This is a genomic window from Pseudomonas sp. 28 E 9 (assembly GCF_900004785.1).
GTDB lineage: Bacteria > Pseudomonadota > Gammaproteobacteria > Pseudomonadales > Pseudomonadaceae > Aquipseudomonas > Aquipseudomonas orientalis_A.
Genome location: NZ_CVTK01000022.1, coordinates 66370 through 87273 on the forward strand (window position 1 = coordinate 66370; position 20904 = coordinate 87273).

Consider the following 20904-nt stretch of genomic DNA (forward strand, 5'->3'; position numbering starts at 1 on the left):
GGTTGTAAACGCTGTATTGCCGAGGTGGTGGAATTGGTAGACACGCAACCTTGAGGTGGTTGTGCCCATAGGGTGTAGGGGTTCGAGTCCCCTTCTCGGTACCAATTATCAGGAGAGCCCGCTGTTGCGGGCTTTCTTGTAGGTGGAAGGTTACATTGACCCTGTAAGGGATCGGTCGTATACTTCCGCCCCAGCTTTGTCGCGGGGTGGAGCAGTCTGGTAGCTCGTCGGGCTCATAACCCGAAGGTCGTCGGTTCAAATCCGGCCCCCGCAACCAGTTTTAGCGGAGCCCCTTTTAAGGGGCTTTTTGTTAGCTGGACACTTTCAACGCCGCTGTTCGACGGCGTTTCAAGGATGGGCGTTTCGCCCATTTTTTTATTTTGCACAGCATGCACATACATGCACGAGGGGGTTCAGGTGTCGAGCAAGCTAGAAGAGTTGCAGGCCTTGCTGGCCCCGGTGGTCGTGGCCCTAGGCTATGAATGCTGGGGTATTGAGTTTTCGGCTCAAGGTCGCCACTCAATGTTGCGCGTTTATATCGATAAAGAGGGCGGCGTGCTGGTGGACGATTGTGCAATTGTCAGCCGTCAGATCAGCGGTGTCCTGGATGTTGAAGATCCGATTTCCGTTGAATACACCCTTGAAGTTTCCTCGCCAGGCATGGAACGCCCACTGTTCACTATTGATCAGTTTGCAAAATTTGCCGGTGAACAAGTGAAGATCAAGCTGCGCTCCCCGTTCGAAGGGCGACGCAACTTTCAGGGCCTTCTGCGCGGTGTAGAAGAGCAGGATGTCGTGGTGCAGGTAGAAGACCACGAGTTCCTGTTGCCGATCGATATGATCGACAAGGCCAACATTATTCCCAGTTTTGACTGAGACGCGGATCCCGCGGATCCAATGGCTTGCGAAAGGCGAGGCGTACGATGAGCAAAGAAGTACTGCTGGTTGTTGAGTCGGTATCCAATGAAAAGGGCGTACCGGCAAACGTGATTTTTGAAGCGCTGGAGCTGGCCCTGGCCACTGCTACCAAAAAGCGTTTTGAAGATGAAGTTGATCTGCGTGTGGAAATCAACCGCCACACCGGTGCCTATGAGACTTTCCGTCGCTGGACGGTCGTCGAAGAAGCCGATCTTGATGATCCGGCGATTGAAACCTGGCCGAGCAAGGTTGCGCAAACGCACCCTGGCGCCAACGTCGGTGATGTCGTCGAAGAAAAGATCGAATCGATCGAGTTCGGCCGTATCGCTGCACAGACCGCCAAGCAGGTCATCGTGCAGAAGGTTCGCGAAGCCGAGCGTGCTCAAGTCGTTGACGCCTATCGCGAACGCCTGGGTGAAATCATCTCCGGTACCGTGAAAAAAGTAACCCGCGACAACGTGATCGTCGACCTGGGCAACAACGCCGAAGCGTTGCTGGCCCGTGAAGACATCATCTCTCGCGAAACCTTCCGTGTCGGCGTGCGCTTGCGTGCGCTGCTCAAGGAAATCCGCACCGAGAACCGCGGCCCTCAGTTGATCCTGTCGCGTACCGCGCCGGAAATGCTGATCGAGCTGTTCCGTATCGAAGTGCCGGAAATCGCCGAAGGCCTGATCGAAGTCATGGCGGCGTCCCGCGACCCGGGTTCGCGCGCCAAGATCGCGGTCCGTTCCAAGGACAAACGCATCGACCCGCAGGGCGCTTGCATTGGTATGCGCGGTTCGCGCGTCCAGGCAGTGTCGGGCGAATTGGGCGGTGAGCGTGTGGACATCGTGCTGTGGGACGATAACCCGGCGCAGTTCGTGATCAACGCCATGTCGCCGGCTGAAGTGGCGGCAATTATCGTTGACGAAGATGCCCATGCAATGGACATCGCCGTTGGCGCAGACAATCTGGCTCAGGCCATTGGTCGTGGTGGTCAGAACGTGCGTCTGGCCAGCCAACTGACCGGTTGGACCCTGAACGTGATGACCGAATCGGACATCCAGGCTAAGCAGCAAGCTGAAACCGGTGACATCCTGCGCAACTTTATCGAAGAGCTGGAAGTCGATGAAGATCTGGCGCAGGTGCTGGTAGATGAAGGCTTCACCAGCCTGGAAGAGATTGCCTACGTACCGTTGGAAGAAATGCTCAACATCGACGGCTTTGACGAAGACACCGTCAACGAGCTTCGCGCTCGGGCCAAGGATCGTTTGTTGACTAAAGCCATCGCTACTGAGGAAAAGCTGGCAGACGCCCATCCGGCCGAAGACCTGCTCTCGCTTGAGGGTATGGACAAGGATTTGGCGATGGAACTGGCGGTGCGCGGCGTAATTACCCGCGAAGACCTGGCCGAGCAGTCTATTGACGATCTGCTCGACATCGACGGCATTGACGAAGATCGTGCCGGCAAGTTGATCATGGCCGCCCGAGCCCATTGGTTCGAGTAATTAGGCGCGGCCTGAGGAGAGAAGTGCATGACGCAAGTCACGGTGAAACAACTGGCCGATGAGGTCAAAACACCGGTAGAGCGCCTGTTGCAGCAGATGCGTGAGGCAGGTCTGCCGCACACCGCCGCCGAGGAACATGTGAGCGACAGTGAGAAGCAGTCTTTGCTGACTCACTTGAAAAGCAGCCACAAGGCGAAAGTGGAAGAACCGCGCAAGATTACATTGCAGCGCAAAACTACCAGCACCCTGCGTGTTGCAGGTAGCAAGAGCATCAGCGTTGAAGTACGCAAGAAGAAAGTCTTCGTACAGCGCAGCCCGGAAGAAATCGAAGCCGAGCGCAAACGCGAGCTGGATGAACGTCGCGCAGTAGAAAATGCTGCTCGTCAGAAGGCTGAAGAAGAAGCCAAGCGTCGCGCCGAAGAAGAAGCGCGTCGCCAGCCTGCTGCTGCGCAACCTGCCAGCACTGAAGCGGTCGCCGCTCCTGTTGAAGCGGTGCGTGAGGCTGCCCCGGTGGCTGCCGCACCTGCTCCTGCAGCAGATCGCAAGCGCGACGAACCTCGTCGTCCGGACAAACCACGTGCCGACGATAACAATCGTCGCGGTGGTGGCGGTGATGGCGAGCGTAAAAACGCTCCGCATCGCGCCTCGGTCAAAGAGAAAGCGCCTGCGCCACGCGTTGCCCCACGTACCACCGACGAAGAAAGCGACAGCTTCCGTCGTGGTGGTCGCGGCAAGGCCAAGCTGAAAAAGCGCAACGCCCACGGTTTCCAGAGCCCAACCGGCCCTGTCGTGCGTGATGTGCAGATCGGCGAGACCATCACCGTTGGCGATCTTGCCAATCAGATGTCGGTCAAGGCGGCTGAAATCATCAAGTTCATGTTCAAACTGGGTACCCCAGCGACCATCAACCAGGTGCTTGATCAGGAAACTGCTCAACTGGTAGCCGAAGAACTGGGCCACAAAGTGACCCTGGTCAGCGACACCGCCCTGGAAGATTCCCTGGCCGAGTCCCTGAAGTTTGAAGGTGAGACGTTCTCCCGTGCGCCGGTCGTGACCGTAATGGGCCACGTTGACCATGGTAAGACGTCGCTGCTCGACTACATCCGTCGTGCCAAGGTAGCGGCTGGCGAAGCCGGTGGTATCACCCAGCACATCGGTGCGTACCACGTTGAAACCGAGCGCGGCATGGTCACCTTCCTCGACACCCCGGGTCACGCCGCGTTTACCGCAATGCGTGCCCGTGGTGCCAAGGCGACCGACATCGTGATCCTGGTGGTTGCAGCGGACGACGGCGTAATGCCGCAGACCATTGAAGCTGTCCAGCACGCCAAGGCCGCCGGTGTTCCACTGGTGGTTGCAGTGAACAAGATCGACAAGCCGGGCGCCGATCTCGATCGCATCCGTAGCGAACTGTCGGTTCACGGCGTGACGTCCGAAGAGTGGGGCGGTGATACGCCGTTCGTTTCGGTCTCGGCCAAAGTCGGTACCGGTGTGGACGAACTGCTCGAAGCGGTGCTGCTGCAAGCCGAAGTACTCGAACTGAAAGCAACCCCATCGGCCCCAGGCCGCGGTGTTGTGGTTGAATCGCGTCTCGACAAGGGTCGTGGCCCGGTTGCTACCGTACTGGTTCAAGACGGTACCCTGCGCCAGGGCGACATGGTGCTGGTCGGTTCGAACTATGGCCGCGTGCGTGCCATGCTCGACGAGAACGGCAAGCCAATCAAGGAAGCCGGTCCTTCCATCCCTGTCGAGATCCTCGGCCTGGACGGTACCCCGGACGCTGGCGACGAGATGAGTGTGGTTGCCGACGAGAAGAAAGCCCGTGAAGTGGCTCTGTTCCGTCAAGGCAAGTTCCGCGAAGTCAAACTGGCGCGTGCTCACGCCGGCAAGCTGGAAAACATCTTCGAGAACATGGGCCAGGCAGAGAAGAAGACGCTCAACATCGTCCTCAAATCTGACGTACGTGGTTCCCTCGAAGCGTTGAACGGCGCCCTGAACGGCCTGGGTAACGACGAAGTGCAAGTGCGCGTTGTCGGTGGCGGTGTCGGTGGTATCACCGAATCCGACGCCAACCTGGCACTGGCTTCCAACGCTGTACTGTTCGGCTTCAACGTGCGTGCCGATGCCGGCGCTCGCAAGATCGTCGAGCAGGAAGGCCTGGACATGCGTTACTACAACGTCATCTACGACATCATCGAAGACGTCAAGAAAGCCCTTACCGGCATGCTTGGCAGTGATGTCCGGGAGAACATCCTGGGTATCGCCGAGGTGCGTGACGTGTTCCGCTCGCCGAAATTCGGCGCGATCGCCGGTTGCATGGTTATCGAAGGTACTGTGCACCGTAACCGTCCGATCCGTGTACTGCGTGAAGACATCGTTATCTTCGAAGGCGAGCTGGAATCCCTGCGCCGCTTCAAGGATGACGCTTCCGAAGTACGTGCCGGCATGGAATGCGGTATCGGCGTCAAGAGCTACAACGACGTCAAGCCTGGCGACAAGATCGAAGTCTACGAGAAGGTTCAGGTTGCTCGCAGCCTCTAACTCGCGCACTTCCGGAGCCACGCCGCGTGTGGGCATGCAGATGCCCCGCGTAGCGTACGGACTCTAAACGCAACGCCCGGTCTGGCTTTTGTCAGGCCGGGCGTTTGCCGCTTTCAGACCCCACGGGTTTCACCGTGTGGCAGTAACAGGTAACAAGACATGGCAAAAGAATACAGCCGTACCCAGCGTATCGGCGATCAGATGCAGCGCGAGCTGGCTCAACTGATCCGTCGCGAAGTCAAAGACCCGCGCGTTGGCCTGGTCACCATCACCGCCGTTGAAGTGAGCCGTGACGTGGGTCACGCCAAGATCTTCATCACCGTGATGGGCCAGGACAACAGCGAAGAAATCGCGCAAAGCATCAAGGTGCTCAACGCCGCCGCAGGTTTCCTGCGCATGCAGTTGGCCCGTGAAATGAAGTTGCGCAGCGTTCCCCAGTTGCACTTCCACTACGATGAAAGCGTCGTGCGTGGCGCGCACCTGTCGGCATTGATCGAGCGCGCCGTGGCTGAAGACAGCCAGCATCCGTCCACACCTGAAGACGCCAAGGAGTAAGCGGTGGCTCAGGTCAAACGTATCCGCCGTAACGTCAGTGGCATCATCCTGCTCGACAAACCCATTGGCTTTACCTCCAATGCCGCGTTGCAGAAGGTCCGCTGGCTGCTCAATGCCGAGAAGGCCGGGCACACCGGCAGCCTCGATCCCCTGGCCACCGGCGTACTGCCGTTGTGCTTTGGCGAGGCGACCAAGTTCTCGCAATACCTGCTCGATTCCGACAAGGGTTATGAAACCTTGATGCAACTGGGCAAGACCACCACCACGGCCGATGCTGAAGGTGATGTCCTGCAGGTTCGCGATGTGACCGTTGGTCGTGCCGATATTGAAGCCGCCTTACCCGCTTTCCGTGGGCAAATCAGCCAGATACCGCCGATGTACTCGGCGCTCAAGCGTGATGGCCAGCCTCTTTACAAGCTGGCGCGTGCCGGTGAAGTGGTGGAGCGCGAACCGCGTTCTGTTACTATTGCCCGGCTGGAATTGCTCGCCTGTGAAGGTGACACTGCCCGATTGGCGGTGGACTGCAGCAAAGGCACCTATATCCGCACCCTGGTGGAAGATATTGGTGAGCAGCTGGGTTGTGGCGCATACGTTGCCGAACTGCGACGTACACAGGCCGGCCCTTTCACCCTGGCCCAGACGGTCACGCTGGAAGAGCTCGAAGCGGTACATGCCGAAGGCGGCAATGAGGCGGTTGATCGCTTCCTGATGCCATCGGACAGCGGTTTGCTGGATTGGCCATTGCTGCACTTTTCGGAGCACAGCGCGTTCTACTGGCTCAACGGCCAGCCGGTACGCGCCCCGGATGCCCCGAAATTCGGCATGGTGCGAGTACAGGATCATAACGGTCGCTTTATCGGTATCGGTGAAGTGAGCGAAGACGGGCGCATCGCGCCGCGTCGACTGATTCGGTCAGAATGACCGAACGAGTGTGGCTGTTAACAGGCATGGTCAACACTCATTTTTAGATACAGGGATTTGTCCCTGGCCTGTTGAAACCGCCCTTTGGGTGGTTTCCTGAAAAAAGGATTGCCTCATGGCTCTCGACGTTCAAGAAAAAGCACAAATCGTAGCTGACTATCAGCAAGCTGTTGGTGACACTGGTTCGCCAGAAGTGCAAGTTGCACTGCTGACCCACAACATCAACAAACTGCAAGGTCACTTCAAGGCCAACGGTAAAGATCACCACTCCCGTCGTGGTCTGATCCGCATGGTAAACCAGCGCCGTAAGCTGCTGGACTACCTGAAAGGCAAGGATCTGGGTCGTTATCAGGCTCTGATCGGTCGCCTGGGTCTGCGTCGCTAATCAGCGATTGCGCTAGAGGTTGGTTGTCTGCCGTGTGTCAGTGGGATTCCCGCTGGCCCATGGCAGGCTCCCAGCCTCAAGTTTTATCTGGATACACGTTTTACCCTGGACAAGGGTTGGGCCGATTCCCGACGTTGCCCAAGAATTTCGCAAGAAGACAAGTTCCCCAAGAGCCACAAAGAAGGTAGGACACCGTGAACCCGGTTATCAAAAAATTCCAGTTCGGTCAGTCGACCGTTACCCTCGAGACAGGCCGTATCGCCCGTCAAGCCTCCGGCGCAGTGCTGGTTACCGTTGACGACGACGTTACCGTACTGGTGACCGTGGTTGGCGCCAAGACCGCTGACCCGAGCAAAGGCTTTTTCCCTCTGTCCGTTCACTACCAGGAAAAAACTTACGCTGCCGGTAAGATCCCTGGCGGTTTCTTCAAGCGCGAAGGCCGTCCTTCCGAGAAAGAAACCCTGACTTCCCGACTGATCGACCGTCCGATCCGTCCGCTGTTCCCGGAAGGCTTCATGAACGAAGTGCAGGTTGTCTGCACCGTCGTTTCCACCAGCAAGAAAACCGATCCGGACATCGCTGCGATGATCGGTACTTCGGCTGCCCTGGCTATCTCGGGCATCCCGTTTGATGGCCCGATCGGCGCCGCCCGTGTTGCGTTCCACGAAAGCACCGGCTACCTGCTGAACCCGACTTACGAGCAACAAAAAGCATCGAGCCTGGACATGGTCGTTGCCGGTACCTCGGAAGCCGTATTGATGGTTGAATCGGAAGCCAAAGAGCTGACTGAAGACCAGATGCTGGGCGCCGTGCTGTTTGCCCACGACGAGTTCCAGGTGGTGATCAACGCCGTCAAGGAACTGGCTGCAGAAGCTGCCAAGCCAACCTGGACCTGGGCTCCACAACCAGAAGCGACCGCACTGCTGGGCGCTATCCGTGCCGAATTCGGCGACGCGATCTCCCAGGCTTACGCCATCACCGTCAAGGCCGACCGTTACGCTCGCCTGGGCGAGCTGAAGGATCAGGTTGTCGCCAAGCTGTCAGGTGAAGAAGGCCAGCCTTCTTCCAGCGAAGTCAAAGCGGCTTTCGGTGAAATCGAATACCGCACCGTTCGCGAAAACATCGTTAACGGCAAGCCACGCATCGACGGTCGCGACACGCGCACCGTACGTCCGTTGAACATCGAAGTCGGTGTTCTGCCGAAGACTCACGGTTCGGCGCTGTTCACCCGTGGTGAAACCCAGGCCCTGGTAGTCGCGACCCTGGGCACCGCCCGTGACGCGCAACTGCTGGACACCCTGGAAGGCGAGAAAAAAGACCCGTTCATGCTGCACTACAATTTCCCTCCGTTCTCGGTGGGCGAGTGTGGTCGCATGGGCGGTGCTGGTCGTCGTGAAATCGGTCACGGCCGTCTGGCCCGTCGTTCGATCGCCGCGATGCTGCCGGCTGCCGACGTGTTCCCGTACACCATCCGTGTTGTGTCGGAAATCACCGAATCCAACGGTTCCAGCTCCATGGCTTCGGTTTGCGGCGCTTCCCTGGCACTGATGGACGCCGGTGTACCGATGAAGGCACCGGTTGCCGGTATCGCCATGGGCTTGGTTAAAGAGGGCGAGAAGTTCGCCATCCTGACCGACATCCTGGGTGACGAAGACCACCTGGGCGACATGGACTTCAAGGTAGCCGGTACCGCCAAAGGCGTAACCGCGCTGCAGATGGACATCAAGATCAAGGGCATCACCGAAGAGATCATGGAAATCGCCCTGGGCCAAGCCCTGGAAGCGCGCCTGAACATCCTCGGCCAGATGAACCAGATCATTGGTCAGTCGCGTACCGAGCTGTCGGAAAATGCTCCGACCATGATCGCGATGAAAATCGACACCGACAAAATCCGTGATGTCATCGGTAAAGGCGGCGCGACTATCCGTGCAATCTGTGAAGAAACCAAGGCTTCGATCGATATCGAAGACGACGGTTCGATCAAGATCTTCGGCGAAACCAAGGAAGCGGCTGAGGCAGCACGCCAGCGCGTCCTGGGTATCACCGCTGAAGCGGAGATCGGCAAGATCTACGTCGGTAAGGTTGAGCGCATCGTCGACTTCGGCGCATTCGTCAACATCCTGCCGGGCAAGGATGGTCTGGTTCACATCTCCATGCTGAGCGACGCTCGCGTTGAGAAAGTGACCGACATCCTGAAAGAAGGCCAGGAAGTGGAAGTGCTGGTACTGGACGTGGACAACCGCGGCCGTATCAAACTGTCCATCAAGGACGTAGCAGCAGCCAAGGCTTCGGGCGTTTAACTAGCCGCAAGCGTCACGCTGTAGAAAAGGACTCTTCGGAGTCCTTTTTTTATGAGCGTGAGAAAATGGAAGAGAATCAGCTGTTTAGCACTGCGCAAAAGCCGCAACTTGCATGCAGGCACGATGGACTTCATGCAAGTTGCACGATTCCGTAAATTAACGTTTTTTATAACTGATTGTTTTATAAGGGTTTTTACATTTCTGACGACTTGGCACACTGCCTGCAATATCCCTGTTAGCGCTTCAGTACCAAGATTTACGTACTGCAGTCTTTTAATAAAACAGGAGTTACTCGTATGAAGAAGTTCGCTCTCGCTACTGCTACCGCTCTGACTCTGGCCATGGGTGCTAACGTAGCCTTTGCTCAGACTTCCCAAGCCCCTATGACTCTGGCGGCTGGCGAAGCTACCAAGGCTAAGGAAGGCGTTTCGGATACTTGGATCACCACCAAAGTCAAAGCCGACCTGCTGACTGAAAAAGGCATTCCAGGTTCGGACATCAAGGTTGAAACCAACAAAGGTGTGGTTTCCCTGTCCTCCGAAGTAGCCATCTCGGACTCGCAGAAAGCGACTGCCGTAGCGATCACCAAGAAAATCAAAGGTGTAACCGCAGTTTCTGCTGACGGCCTGCTGGCTGGCGGCGCTACCAAGGCTGACGGCGTCGACAAAACCAAAGGTGCTGCTCATGACGCTGGCGAGGCGACTAGCGATACCTGGATCACCACTAAAGTAAAAGCTGATCTGGTTACCGAAAAAGGTATCCCTGGCACCGACATCAAAGTTGAAACCAACAAAGGTGTTGTGTCCCTGTCGTCCACAGCGGCTGTGACTGCTGCGCAGAAAGAAACTGCTGTAGCGATCGCCAAGAAAATCAAAGGCGTTAAAGCTGTATCGGCTGATGGCCTGAAAGCTCAGTAACACTACCGATTGCGTCTGAACTGAATGGCGGCGGCTTAGGGTGAGTTAGATTTCCACCCGAGGCACCTCTGGAGTTCATGCGACCGACCACACGGATGTGGTCATTACAGGCCCCGGCACTTGTGTCGGGGCCTGTTCTATTGGGGCTTATAATTTGCCAGCCAGCAAGGAACTATAAGTGTGGGGGGGGCTTGCCCCCGATAGTGGTGTATCAGTCAACCTATCACTGACCGACCTACCGCCATCGGGGGCAAGCCCCCTCCCACATTTGGTTGCTTGGCAACCTGATGCATTGGCATTACTGCCCGACCGTCTTTCTCCGCCTGCCCCAGCGGCACAACACCATCCAGCTTGCCGGGCAAGGAGCAAAAATGTGGGAGGGGGCTTGCCCCCTCCTACATTGGGTTACTCGGCATCCAGATGCATCGGCGTCACCACCCGACCATCTTTTTCCGCCTGTCCCAACTGCGCATCGATGAAGTACACGCGGTCGTCTTCCAGCTTAGCCTTGTCCACCAGGTAATCCTTGATAGTGCTGGCCCGGTCCTGGCCGAGCTGGCGCAGCAGCACGTCACTGCCACTCCAGAACTTGATCACGCCGTCCTTGAGCCTGGCCGCGCGCTCATCGTCGCCCAGGCCTTTCCATTCGGCGGGAGGTTGTTGTTTCAGGCGGGTGCGGTAAATGCCTTCCAGCAAAGGCGCCTTTTCCTTCTCGGGCACGACCAGCAATGATGCCTGGGCCGGGACTTTATCGCCGCGACGCTGCAGGATTTTGTAGTAGTTGTATTGGTACTCACGCTCCAGTCGTTGCGCGGCCAGGAACGGGCCGTCACTGCCGGCCGCTGCGGTGCCTTCGATTTCCAGGCGCAGGGCAGGGCGTTCCTTGAGTGCCTTGGCCAGCGTGTTAAGGGCTCCTTCGGCGTTTTTATCCAGTTCACTGGAGCCCGCCGCAAACGACACACTCCCCAGGTCTTGCGAACCGCCGCCGGTGACCAGCCCACCAATGAACTTGAAGGGCGCCGTCGCGGCGCGCACCACGAGGTTGCGCAAGGTCTGCCACACAATCGGCATAACACTGAATTGCGGGTTGTTCAGGTCACCGCTTACCGGCAGCTCGATGGAAATCTTGCCGTCGCTGTCCTTGAGCAAGGCCACCGCCAGGCGAATCGGCAAGTCCACCGCATCGGCGCTGTCGACTTTCTCGCCCAGTTGCAGTTGCTCGACCACCACCTTGTTTTCAGCCTTCAACTGGCCTTTGGTGATCATGTAATGCAGGTCCAGGTTCAAACGACCTTTGCGGATTCGGAAACCTGCGAATTTGCCCGAGTACGGCGTCAGGGTGGTCAACTCGACACGTTTGAAGCTGGTCGCGATGTCCAGCGCCGCCATAGGGTCAAACGGGTTCACGCTGCCCTTGATGGTCACCGGCGCGTAGCGGTCCACCTTGCCCTTGATGTCGACGCTGGCCGGTTTGGCCTGGCGACTGTCGATGGTGCCGATCTGGCCGTTGAGTTGTTGAATGGCGGTAGCGAAGTTGGGCGTGAGGCTGAAGTCGGCGAAATTGGCCGAGCCGTCGTTGATCGCGACCTGTCCGACGTGGATACCCAACGGTTTGTCTTTGCTCGCAGCCGGCTTGGCTGCCGATTTGTTCCCGCTGTCGGCAGGCTGCGGGATCAGCAGGTCGTCGATATTGGTGGTGCGGTCCTCGTTGATCATGAAGCGCGCATAGGGTTGCAGCAGGTTGACCTTGTCGATCGACAGGCTGTCGCCATGCTGGTAATTGACGCCTTCCAGCACCAGGCGCTGCCATTTGAGGAAGTCACGGGACTTGAGGGTGTCTAGCGTGTGCAACTGATCCACTTGCGCGCGGCCGGTGACTTGCAGGGTCAGCGGTTCGGTACTCTTCAAGTTGACATCCAGGTTGCTGCCCAGCATGCCGCTGCGCAGTTCCAGACGGATGAACGGGCTGATATAGGATTGAGCGACGCGCAGGTCGATGTCCTGGGTGTTCACTTTCAGCCTGGCGCTGACCGGATTGAGGTTGACCTCGCCGGCTGCCTGGATCTTGCCTTGCTTGCCCAGGCCGCTGTCGACCTTCAAGGTAAAAGGGCGCTGGTTGAGGCTGTCGAAGTTCTGCACATCGACGTTCAACGGCCCCAGATCCACGGCTACCGCAGGCTTGGCCTGGCGGTCAGCCAGGTGCACCTGGTAATTGCGCAGTTGCACATCCTTGAGCAGCACTTGCCAGGGTTTGTTCGGCGCTGCCGGTGGCGCTTCAGGTGAGTCGGCAGTCGCGGGCGCGGAGGCCGGTTCCGGCGTCTTGGCCGGTTTGCCGGGTTGGCTGGCGAACAGCTTCTGCCAGTCCAGTTGCCCATCAGCCTCGCGGGCGGCCCAGGTTTCGAGTTTGTTGCTGCGGATCTTGCCGATCACTACCTGTTGCTTGGCCAGGTCCACCGTGGTCTCGCTGACGTCCAGGCGCTCCAGGCGTGCCAATGGCCGGCCATCCGGCGCTTTGATCGCAAAGGGCGCAATGCTGGCGGTGGTGTTGGTCAGGTTAAGTTCGGTCTCTTTGGCCAGGCTGAACTTATAGTTGGTGCTGAAATTGAGCACTCCGTCCTCAAGCACCAGCGGCACGGCATCGCGCACATACGGCCACCAGGCTTTCATTTTGCCGTCGGTGACTTTCAGCGAGCCTTCGGAGGTGATCGGTACCAGGCTGAAGTTGCCCTTCCAGTCGATCTGCCCGCCCTGGGGGCCGGCGGCCACCAAAGTCATGTCGGCGTTATCTTCCGGCAAGGTGCTGAGGTTTTTCAGCTCGAAGTCGAGTTTGTCGTAGAGAAATTCGATGGGTTCGCTGGGGCGCAGGTCCCGAAAGTGCACATAGCCGCCCGCCAGCTTGATGCTGTCGATACGCAGCGGGAAAGGCTTGGCGTCGGGATCGGCGGGGGTTGGCTCGCTTGGCGGCAATTTGAACAATTGCGCCAGGTTCAACTGGCCGGACTTGTCGAAGAGCAATTCGGTCCTGGGCTGCTCGAGTTGAACATCGGCCAGGTGCAGGGCGCGGGTCCAGAGGCTGTCGATCTGCAGGTTGGCATACAGGCGCTCGAAACCCACCTGTTCCTTGCCCGGCTCACCGATCTTCAGGCCCCATAGCGTCAGCTCCAGGCTGAACGGGTTGAGTTCGATACGCTCGATACGCGCCGGCACCGTTGCGTAATGGGCCAACTGCTGGTTGGCAATACGAAGGGCGATGCCGGGCAAAATCAGAAAGCCCAGCACGCTATACACAGCAAGGGCGGTCAACAAGGCGCCTATGGCGCGGAACAATCCTTTGGGCATGGGTGACAGCCATCTATGTCGAACGAGAGTGCCTTGGAGTATGGCACGTGATTTCGGTTCCGAAGAACCGCCAGGCCTGGGAAACTTCCTACAATTGCAGGATCAGGGTCTTCAGCGGAGGTTGCTGGTCTTTCGACGGAAAGTCCGCGCCTGGCGCCATGATCTGCCAGTCGCGTACGGGGCGACCGGCTTTTTCCGCGCAACGCAGCACCTGTTCGCGCCAGTCGTCCATGCTCACTTTCGCCAGGTTGTTGCAGCAAATGAGCACACCATTATCGGCGGTTGCCAACAGTGCGGGCTTGAGCAGGCTTTGGTAGTCGCGCAACAGGTCGACGGTACCGAAGGCGCTTTTGGCCCAGGCGGGAGGATCGAGCAGCACCAGGTCATACTGGCGCTGTTCCAGGCGCGGATAGCTCGGCAGTTTCTGGCCACGACGCTGAGTGACAGGGAGGCCGGCCAATTGGCGAATCGCCGGGAAGTAATCGGACTGTACGAAGGTCATGGTCGGCAACTGCGGGTTAAGCAGACCGTTCTCGCGCCCCACGGCGAGATTGCCCTCGGCAAAGTCCAGGTTGCAGACTTCGCGTGCGCCACCGGCTGCCGCGCTCAAGCCTACGCCGCAGGTGTAGGCGAACAGGTTGAGCACGCTTTTACCGGCGCTGTGGTCCTTGACCCAGCCCCGGGTGTTGCGCAGGTCAAGGAACAGCAGCGGGTCCTGCCCGGCATGCCGCCCGCGCACTCGGTAGTTGAGGCCCCATTCGTGACCGACCAGATCCTCCAGCGCGGCAGGTTCGGCGCGGTACACGCTGTCTTCACGGTCGATCCGTGAGTTGCCACGGGAGCGGTCGTTGTACACCAGCAGCAGCTCCAGGCCCATGTATTGATTGATCAGTTGGTGCAGGTCCAGCAGATCGGCGTTTTGCAGGGATTGGTGGAAGCTTTGCACCAGCAATTGCGGGCCGTAGCGATCGATCGTCAGGCCACCGGCGCCTTCCTGGCTGCCGTGGAACAGCCGGTAGCAATCGGTGCCCTGGGCATGCAGTTCACTGATCAGGTCTTGGCGATGGTCGAGGGCGGCGCGCAGCGCCTGGTTCAAGGAAGTCATGGAGCGCGCCTTGCTTGCGGGGGAATGAGGACAATGGGGGCGCGCAGTTTAACAGCCCCGGCCTGAACAGGCCGGGGGTTATTTCGAGGCTATCGGTTCAGGCGTTGATCAGCCGCGGTGACGACCGCGGAAGTAGTTGATCAGGCCCTGGGTCGAAGCATCTTCGGCCGAGGTTTCTTCGGCGCCGGTCAGGCGGTTGTAGACGCCTTTGCCCAGTTCCTTGCCCAGCTCGACACCCCATTGGTCGAAGGCGTTGATGCCCCAGATGACGCTCTGGACGAACACCTTGTGTTCGTACATGGCGACCAGCGCGCCCAGGCGGCGCGGGCTGATGCGTTCGACCACGATCGTGTTGCTCGGACGGTTGCCCGGGATCACCTTGTGGGGGGCCAGTTTCTGCACGTCGGCCTCAGGGATGCCCTTATCGCGCAGCTCCGCTTCGGCTTCGGCGCGTGTCTTGCCGAGCATCAGCGCCTGGCTCTGGGACAGGCAGTTGGCATACAGCCACTGGTGGTGGTCGGAGACCGGGTTGAAACTGACGATCGGCACGATGAAGTCGGCCGGGATCAGTTGGGTGCCCTGGTGCAGCAACTGGTGATAAGCATGCTGGCCGTTGCAACCCACGCCGCCCCAGATGACCGGGCCGGTATCGGTGGCGACCGGCGTGCCGTCCTGGCGCACGCTCTTGCCGTTGGACTCCATGTCCAACTGCTGCAAATGCTTGGTGATGTTACGCAGGTAATGGTCGTACGGCAGGATCGCATGGCTCTGCGAACCCCAGAAATTGCCGTACCACACGCCCAGCAGGCCCAGCAGCACGGGCATGTTGTCTTCGAATGGCGCGTTCTGGAAATGCTGGTCCATGGTGTAGGCACCGGACAGCAGCTCCTTGAAGTTGGACATGCCGATCGCCAGGGCGATCGGCAAGCCGATTGCGGACCACAGCGAGTAACGACCACCGACCCAGTCCCACATCGGGAAGATGTTTTCTTCGCGAATGCCGAACGCGACGGCCGCTGCGTTGTTGCTCGACACCGCGATAAAGTGGCGGTACAGCTCGGCTTCCGAGCCACCCTGGGCCAGGTACCAGGCGCGGGCGGCCTGGGCGTTTTTCAGGGTTTCGAGGGTGTTGAAGGATTTCGACGAGACGATAAACAGCGTGGTCTCGGCGCGCAGCTTCATGGTCAGTTCGTGGAACTCGCTGCCGTCGATGTTCGCCAGGTAATGGCAGCGTACGCCCTTATGGGCGTAGGACAGCAGCGCTTCGGAGACCAGCTCCGGGCCGAGGAACGAACCACCGATGCCGATGTTCACCACGTCGGTGATCGGCTTCTCGGTGTAGCCACGCCACAGGCCGTCGTGGATACGGCCGACCAGGTCAGTGATCTGGTTCAGCACCTTGTGCACGTCGGGCATGATGTTCACGCCGTTGACCGACAACTTGTCACCCACCGGGCGACGCAGGGCGGTGTGCAGCGCCGGACGGCCTTCGGAGGAGTTGACCGGCTCGCCGGCATACAGCGCGTTGATCGCGTCTTTAAGGCCGACTTCGTTGGCCAGGCCCACCAGCAGGTCGCGGGTTTCGCGGGTGATCAGGTTTTTCGAGTAATCGAGGAAAAGCCCGCAGCTGCTCAGGGTGAATTCGGAGAAACGCTGGGGGTCGGCATTAAAGGCCTCGCGCATGCTGAAATCCTGCATGGCTTGGCGATGTTGATCGAGCGCGTGCCAGGCGGGCAGCGCGGTAACGTCATGAGGGGTGCGGTAGTACGCCATCGCTGCGGGTTTCCTTTTATTACGGGGACTGCCTTTAGGACACTTCAAAGCCCGGAACATCCCGTCTTTTAACATGCGACGGGGTTCCAGACAGCGCTAACCAGGAGCGCAGGGCGATTACATTAAACCTAGCGTGTCGATATGTCTTGGCTTTGTCTGCGCTGATGCCGGTACTTTTTTATACCGGCATAGCGATGAAGGCAATCGGCGGGGTGTCGAGCAGGGTCAGTTGAGGTTCAGGTGCAGGTTGTCGATCAGGCGTGTCGTGCCCAGATAGGCTGCTACCAGGATCACGATATCCCGGTCTTCGGGCGTGGCCGGACGCAAGTGCACGCCTTGACGCACTTCCAGGTAGTCCATGCGCAAGCCGGCGGCTTCGATCTGCCGGATGTGCTCGGCGCGCAGTGTGGCGAAATCCCGCTCACCGCTCTTGATGGCGGTGGCCATCTGGCTGAGGCTGCGGTACAGCACGGGGGCAATTGCGCGTTGCTCCTGGGTGAGATAACCGTTGCGCGATGACAGCGCCAGGCCATCGGCGGCACGTACGGTCGGCTCGCCGATGATCTGGATCGGCATGTTCAGGTCATGCACCATGGCGCGGATCACCGCCAGTTGCTGGTAGTCCTTCTGGCCAAATACGGCCATATCCGGCTGGACCATGTTGAACAGCTTGCTGACCACCGTGGCGACGCCTTCGAAATGCCCTGGGCGGCTGGCCCCGCACAGGCCTTCGGACAACTGGGGGACGCTGACGCGGGTCTGGCCGGCCATGCCGTCGGGGTAAATCTCCTCGACCGTGGGCGCGAAGAGCAGGTTGCAGCCGGCTTGCAGCAGCATTTCCTGGTCGGCGGCAAGGGTGCGCGGGTATTTGTCCAGGTCTTCGCCGGCGCCGAATTGCAACGGGTTGACGAAAATGCTCGCCACGACGAAGTCCGATTGCTGCGCGGCCTTGCTCACCAGGGTGGCGTGGCCACTGTGCAGGTTGCCCATGGTCGGCACGAAGCCGATGCGCTTGCCGGCACTGCGCGCGTGGGTCACGGCGGCGCGCAGTTCACGTAGGGTTTTAACGGTGTTCATGCAGAAAATCCGTGTTCGGCGCCTGGAAAGGTTACGGCTTTGACTTCGCTGACGTAAGCGCTCAGTGCGGCGTGAATGCTGGCCTGGCCGGCCATGAAGTTTTTCACGAACTTGGGCACGTGGCCGCTGATCGACAAGCCGAGCATGTCGTGCAGCACCAGCACCTGGCCGTCGGTGGCGGCGCCGGCACCGATGCCGATCACCGGTACCTTGACGGCCTGGGTGATTTCGGCGGCCAGTTCACTGGGCACGCACTCCAGCAGAATCATCGCGGCGCCGGCTTGTTCCAGGGCGATGGCATCGGCACGCATCTGGCGTGCCTGGGCTTCATTGCGGCCCTGTACCTTGTAGCCGCCGAGCAGGTTGACCGACTGCGGTGTCAGGCCCATGTGCGCGCATACCGGGACGCCGCGCTCAGCCAGCAGGCGGATCGACTCGGAAAGCCATACGGCGCCTTCGACCTTGATCATGTGCGCACCCGCCTGCATCAGTTTGCCGGCGTTCTGGAAGGTCTGTTCGAGGGTGGCATACCCCATGAACGGCAGGTCGGCGATGATAAACGCACCGTCATTGCCACGCTTGACGCTGGCGGTGTGGTACGCGAGTTCGTCGGTGGTGACGGGGAGTGTGCTGTCATTCCCTTGAAGTACCATGCCCAGGGAGTCGCCTACCAGCAACACCTCGACCCCGGCCTGACAGCTGGCGTGGGCGAAGGTGGCGTCGTAGCAGGTCAGCATGGTGATTTTTTCACCTTTGAGCTTGAGGCTCTGCAAGGTGGTCAGGGTAATGTCTGGCATGAAAAGGGTCCTCGTTCAGGCGCTTGGAAACAGCGAGTAACGCGCGTGAGTCTTCGTTTATACAGGCGCACTGTCTTGAGAGCAGTGCTTATAAGGCCTGGATTGCGCCCTTCAGCGCCGGGCTGGCGGCAGCGGGACGCCTATAGTCGTGAGGAGGACACGGGAAGTCAATTGGATGTGTTACCGCATTGTTACGATGACGGTGTTACCGCTGTTACTGACGCGATTGTAGGAGCGAGCTTGCTCGCGAAGAACGCTTAGGCACCGCGTTTAGTCAGGCTGTGCGCGTTATCGTTGACGATTTTCGCGAGCAAGCTCGCTCCTACAGAGGTAAGCGTTCCAGGCCGACAAACGGGCAGTCTGCCAGTAAGTCGCGCAGGGTTGGGCCATCAGGTAATGACAGGTTCGCAGGTGCCAGTTCGGCCAGCGGATAAAGCACAAACGCCCGCAGGTGCATCTGGTAATGCGGCACCTTGAGGCGCGGCTCGTCGATCAGGCGGTCACCGAAGAGCAAGATATCCAGGTCCAGCGTGCGTGCGCCCCAACGCTCAAGGCGTTCGCGACCCTGGTCGTTTTCGATGGCTTGCAGCGCATCGAGCAGGTCCAGCGGCGCAAGGTCGCTGTCTAGGGCCGCCACCGCATTGGTATAGCGCGGTTGGCCCGGGAGCAGGGAGTCACTTTGATAGAAGGCGGATACACCGGCAAGGGTGGTGCCGGGCAATTGCGCCAAGGCGTCGATCGCGCTGCGCAATTGCTGTTGCGGGGCAGACAGGTTGCTGCCCATGCCGATGTAGATACGTTCCACGTTTATTCGCCTGTTGCGCCTGAGGCATCGGCGGCGCTGCGTTTGCGCTTGCTGGAACTGCGGCGGCGCTTTTTCGGCCCTTCGCCGGTGCTGTCGCCTTTGCTGCCGAGTTCACGAATCATCTCGCGGCGCTGACTGTCATTGGCGTCCTGGTAGTCGGTCCACCATTCACCCAGCCCGTCGGTCTGCTCGCCGGCGCTTTCGCGCAGCAACAGGAAGTCGTAGCCGGCGCGAAAGCGTGGGTTGTCCAGCAACAGGTCGGCGCGTTTGCCGCTGCGGCGTGGCAGGCGCTCCTGCATGTCCCAGATCTCGCGGATCGGCAGGGTGAAGCGCTTCGGAATGGCGATGCGCTGGCACTGCTCGCTGATCAATTCATGGGCGGCTTCCTGCATGGCAGGGATCGGCGGCATGCCGCGGTCCTGCAAGCGCAGTACACGCTTGGGCAGGGCCGGCCACAACAGCGCGGCAAACAGGAAGGCCGGGGTGACCGGCTTGTTCTGCTTGATGCGCAAATCGGTGTTGATCAAGGCTTCGCTGATCAGGGTGTGGGTGTACGTCGGGTTGTATTCCAGGGCCTCGGCGCTGGCCGGGAACAGCGGATCGAACAGTTGCAGGTCGACGAGCATCTCAAAGGTGTCGGCCGCATAGCCCGAGAGGAACAGCTTGAGCACTTCTTCGAACAGGCGTGCCGACGGAATCTCCCGCAGCATCGGTGCCAGTTCGCGAATCGGTGCGGCCGTGTGTTTCTCGATGCCGAAGTTCAGCTTGGCGGCGAACCGCACCGCACGCAGCATGCGCACCGGGTCTTCCTGGTAGCGCTGCGTCGGCTCGCCGATCAGGCGGATCAGGTTGTTGCGGATGTCGTGAACGCCGTTGGCGTAATCGAGGATGCGCTCGCTGACCGGATCGTAATACAGGGCATTGATGGTGAAGTCGCGGCGTTGCGCGTCTTCTTCCAGGGTGCCGTAGACATTGTCGCGCAGGATGCGTCCGCTCTCGTTGCGGGAAGACTGATTGGTGTCTTCCTCTTCATCGTTTTGCGGATGGCCGGCGCGGAACGTCGCGACCTCGATGATTTCGCGACCGAAGTGGATATGCACCAGCTTGAAGCGGCGCCCGATGATCCGCGCATTGCGAAATTCGGCACGCACCTGTTCAGGCGTGGCGCTGGTGGCGACGTCGAAATCCTTCGGCGTGATATTGAGCAGCATGTCGCGTACGCAACCGCCCACCAGGTAAGCCTGGTAGCCGGCGCTCTGCAAACGTTCGACGATGTTCACTGCGTAACGGCTGAATTGAGCGCGCTGCAATGAATGCTGATTGCTGTTAAGCACTTCAGGCGTGCTGCGAATGTGTTGCGTACGACGCAAGGGAGAACGGAATGACTGGAACAACTTCTTCAGCATGGGATGCACTGTTTGAAGGAATGTTCGGCCATAACGAAGAATGACCGCATGATGGGCCGGGATTCTAGCATTTAGTCAGGGGATGGTGTAGGAACAAGCTGCGGGCGTTGCGCCAAAAGCGTTTGAGGGGCAATCCAGGGGCAATCTGTCGGAAACTACAAGGGGAGCCGAAGCTCCCCCAGAAGTAGTTGCGTGCTCTATTTTTATTATTGGTTTCGGGCTTCTTGTTTTTGTTGATCGCCCTCGTCATGAAGCTTCACCTTCATGACACTCCCAATCGGGAGCAAGAGCAAACGGATTGCTTTGGTCGCTGTGTTGCTGATCTACGATCCAACCAGTTCAGGCTCTGCCTTAGGGCAGTTTTTGTTGTTCTCGGCCTGGTTGCGGGGCAAGCCCCAAATGCAACGCCTCTCCAAAAGAATCAGTTAGCTGCGCCTCCGCCGTGTTGTTTTTGTTATGCGTGAGTCGATTCGTCTTATTTTTATTGTCTTGTACAAAGCTTGTTATTGTTTTTGTACTAAGCATATAGCAGGGTGCGTGCCAACTTTAGCGTCGCCCAGCAAAACCGGGGGGTTGAG

At 59.1% G+C, this 20904-nt stretch carries 15 protein-coding genes and 2 tRNA genes; 10 read left to right on the forward strand and 7 right to left on the reverse strand.

Annotation, left to right across the window (positions count from 1 at the left end):
- Window positions 1–18 precede the first annotated feature (18 nt).
- The 10 genes from BFQ00_RS04075 to BFQ00_RS04120 all read left to right on the forward strand — a co-directional run bounded on the left by BFQ00_RS04075 (window position 19) and on the right by BFQ00_RS04120 (window position 10024).
- Window positions 19–104, forward strand: a tRNA-Leu gene (locus BFQ00_RS04075).
- Between the two features lie 96 nt (window positions 105–200).
- Window positions 201–277: transfer RNA gene (locus tag BFQ00_RS04080), tRNA-Met, on the forward strand.
- A 140-nt stretch (window positions 278–417) separates the two neighbouring features.
- Entirely contained in the window at window positions 418–876 is a 459-nt protein-coding gene (gene rimP, locus BFQ00_RS04085; protein ID WP_003235029.1) for a ribosome maturation factor RimP, read from the forward strand.
- A gap of 47 nt (window positions 877–923) precedes the next feature.
- Complete coding sequence (gene nusA / locus BFQ00_RS04090; RefSeq protein WP_057725019.1) at window positions 924–2405, forward strand: transcription termination factor NusA; 1482 nt, start codon at window positions 924–926, stop codon at window positions 2403–2405.
- 27 nt (window positions 2406–2432) lie between these two features.
- The gene (gene infB / locus BFQ00_RS04095) at window positions 2433–4946 is read left to right on the forward strand and encodes a translation initiation factor IF-2 (protein WP_065883943.1); all 2514 of its coding nucleotides are present in this window, start codon (window positions 2433–2435) and stop codon (window positions 4944–4946) included.
- 159 nt (window positions 4947–5105) lie between these two features.
- Window positions 5106–5501 (forward strand): 30S ribosome-binding factor RbfA, encoded by a 396-nt coding sequence (gene rbfA / locus BFQ00_RS04100; RefSeq protein ID WP_065883945.1) that lies wholly within the window; start codon window positions 5106–5108, stop codon window positions 5499–5501.
- A gap of 3 nt (window positions 5502–5504) precedes the next feature.
- The gene (truB, locus tag BFQ00_RS04105; RefSeq protein WP_003176136.1) at window positions 5505–6422 is read left to right on the forward strand and encodes a tRNA pseudouridine(55) synthase TruB; all 918 of its coding nucleotides are present in this window, start codon (window positions 5505–5507) and stop codon (window positions 6420–6422) included.
- Window positions 6423–6537: 115 nt separating this feature from the next.
- Window positions 6538–6807: a 30S ribosomal protein S15 gene (rpsO, locus tag BFQ00_RS04110; RefSeq protein ID WP_003176135.1), complete on the forward strand. Its 270-nt coding sequence runs from the start codon at window positions 6538–6540 to the stop codon at window positions 6805–6807.
- Between the two features lie 194 nt (window positions 6808–7001).
- Window positions 7002–9107, forward strand: a complete 2106-nt coding sequence (pnp, locus tag BFQ00_RS04115; RefSeq protein ID WP_049711495.1) for a polyribonucleotide nucleotidyltransferase — start codon at window positions 7002–7004, stop codon at window positions 9105–9107.
- 296 nt (window positions 9108–9403) lie between these two features.
- Window positions 9404–10024: a BON domain-containing protein gene (locus BFQ00_RS04120; RefSeq protein ID WP_065932689.1), complete on the forward strand. Its 621-nt coding sequence runs from the start codon at window positions 9404–9406 to the stop codon at window positions 10022–10024.
- A gap of 405 nt (window positions 10025–10429) precedes the next feature.
- Here BFQ00_RS04120 and BFQ00_RS04125 read toward each other — a convergent pair whose 3' ends face one another.
- The 7 genes from BFQ00_RS04125 to BFQ00_RS04155 all read right to left on the reverse strand — a co-directional run bounded on the left by BFQ00_RS04125 (window position 10430) and on the right by BFQ00_RS04155 (window position 20326).
- Window positions 10430–13363, reverse strand: a complete 2934-nt coding sequence (locus BFQ00_RS04125) for a DUF748 domain-containing protein (RefSeq protein ID WP_065932690.1) — start codon at window positions 13361–13363, stop codon at window positions 10430–10432.
- Window positions 13364–13451: 88 nt separating this feature from the next.
- Entirely contained in the window at window positions 13452–14468 is a 1017-nt protein-coding gene (locus BFQ00_RS04130; RefSeq protein ID WP_065932691.1) for a class I SAM-dependent rRNA methyltransferase, read from the reverse strand.
- Window positions 14469–14576: 108 nt separating this feature from the next.
- Entirely contained in the window at window positions 14577–16241 is a 1665-nt protein-coding gene (gene pgi, locus BFQ00_RS04135) for a glucose-6-phosphate isomerase (RefSeq protein WP_065883953.1), read from the reverse strand.
- Between the two features lie 225 nt (window positions 16242–16466).
- Window positions 16467–17318: a pantoate--beta-alanine ligase gene (gene panC / locus BFQ00_RS04140; protein ID WP_065932692.1), complete on the reverse strand. Its 852-nt coding sequence runs from the start codon at window positions 17316–17318 to the stop codon at window positions 16467–16469.
- Window positions 17315–18115 carry a 3-methyl-2-oxobutanoate hydroxymethyltransferase gene (panB, locus tag BFQ00_RS04145; RefSeq protein ID WP_065932693.1) on the reverse strand — a complete coding sequence of 267 codons (801 nt, stop codon included), beginning with the start codon at window positions 18113–18115 and terminating at the stop codon, window positions 17315–17317. The genes panC and panB overlap by 4 nt, the downstream gene beginning before the upstream one ends.
- A 322-nt stretch (window positions 18116–18437) precedes the next feature.
- Complete coding sequence (gene folK / locus BFQ00_RS04150) at window positions 18438–18920, reverse strand: 2-amino-4-hydroxy-6-hydroxymethyldihydropteridine diphosphokinase (RefSeq protein ID WP_065932694.1); 483 nt, start codon at window positions 18918–18920, stop codon at window positions 18438–18440.
- A 2-nt stretch (window positions 18921–18922) separates the two neighbouring features.
- Window positions 18923–20326, reverse strand: a complete 1404-nt coding sequence (locus tag BFQ00_RS04155) for a polynucleotide adenylyltransferase PcnB (protein ID WP_065932695.1) — start codon at window positions 20324–20326, stop codon at window positions 18923–18925.
- Window positions 20327–20904: the final 578 nt, after the last annotated feature.

Excerpts from the sequence above, each read along its gene's own strand:
- BFQ00_RS04130 (WP_065932691.1), bottom strand. The coding sequence starts at position 14,468 with ATGACTTCCTTGAACCAGGCGCTGCGCGCCGCCCTCGACCATCGCCAA.
- BFQ00_RS04120 (WP_065932689.1), top strand. The coding sequence starts at position 9,404 with ATGAAGAAGTTCGCTCTCGCTACTGCTACCGCTCTGACTCTGGCCATG.
- BFQ00_RS04125 (WP_065932690.1), bottom strand. The coding sequence starts at position 13,363 with ATGCCCAAAGGATTGTTCCGCGCCATAGGCGCCTTGTTGACCGCCCTT.
- rpsO (WP_003176135.1), top strand. The coding sequence starts at position 6,538 with ATGGCTCTCGACGTTCAAGAAAAAGCACAAATCGTAGCTGACTATCAG.
- panC (WP_065932692.1), bottom strand. The coding sequence starts at position 17,318 with ATGAACACCGTTAAAACCCTACGTGAACTGCGCGCCGCCGTGACCCAC.
- panB (WP_065932693.1), bottom strand. The coding sequence starts at position 18,115 with ATGCCAGACATTACCCTGACCACCTTGCAGAGCCTCAAGCTCAAAGGT.
- infB (WP_065883943.1), top strand. The coding sequence starts at position 2,433 with ATGACGCAAGTCACGGTGAAACAACTGGCCGATGAGGTCAAAACACCG.
- rbfA (WP_065883945.1), top strand. The coding sequence starts at position 5,106 with ATGGCAAAAGAATACAGCCGTACCCAGCGTATCGGCGATCAGATGCAG.
- pgi (WP_065883953.1), bottom strand. The coding sequence starts at position 16,241 with ATGGCGTACTACCGCACCCCTCATGACGTTACCGCGCTGCCCGCCTGG.
- nusA (WP_057725019.1), top strand. The coding sequence starts at position 924 with ATGAGCAAAGAAGTACTGCTGGTTGTTGAGTCGGTATCCAATGAAAAG.
- BFQ00_RS04155 (WP_065932695.1), bottom strand. The coding sequence starts at position 20,326 with ATGCTGAAGAAGTTGTTCCAGTCATTCCGTTCTCCCTTGCGTCGTACG.